Here is a 601-nt window from a genome sequence, read left to right as displayed (position 1 = left end):
TGCGACGTACCCGTGCTCACGAACAACGCCGCGACCGCAGCGACCAGAGCTACGAGCACCCGACCGATTGCCTTCATGTGTTTCCCCAATCTGACCGATCCCGCTGACCTGCGTCGCCGTCGTTGTCGATGAGAAGTTCTCACATCGCGCACTAAGGCCACACTCATAACGACACGGAGAACATAACGGGGGAGGTTCGTCGCGGCAACAGGAAGGTCAAGCAGCCGGCTCAGGCTGACGAAAATCGGCCGGCGTTGCCGCGGGCGCATGCCCGAGCGCCCGGACGGGTGGCCGTAACGGCGTTCCACCACCGGAAAGCGCGGATCGCGCGTCGATTCGACTGCGTATGAACCGCTTTGCTCTCCGAAGATCGGTCCGAAATGGCTAATTTGCACAGCCGTCACATACGTCACGTTGTTAGCTGGCGTCACAGTGCGCCGACGGCAGCCGCTCCACAGCGCCTACCTCACTGTGATATAGATCACACCGCGGAGCCGGCCAGCCGCTGCTCGTCCACCGGCCGGAGCTGTGGAAAGGCCCCCGGCCGATGGGCCGGGGGCCTGCCACACACCACAGGTCAGTTCATGTTCCACGGCTCGCC

Annotated in this window: 1 pseudogene; it reads right to left on the bottom strand. The window is 63.6% G+C overall.

What is annotated here, in order from left to right:
- Window positions 1-404, bottom strand: a pseudogene (locus tag LV457_RS20235) (hypothetical protein); the annotation flags it as partial.
- Window positions 405-601: the final 197 nt, after the last annotated feature.

The organism is Mycobacterium sp. MYCO198283, assembly GCF_021213805.1.
Classification (GTDB): domain Bacteria; phylum Actinomycetota; class Actinomycetes; order Mycobacteriales; family Mycobacteriaceae; genus Mycobacterium.
This window is presented reverse-complemented; position numbering and strand designations above follow the sequence as displayed.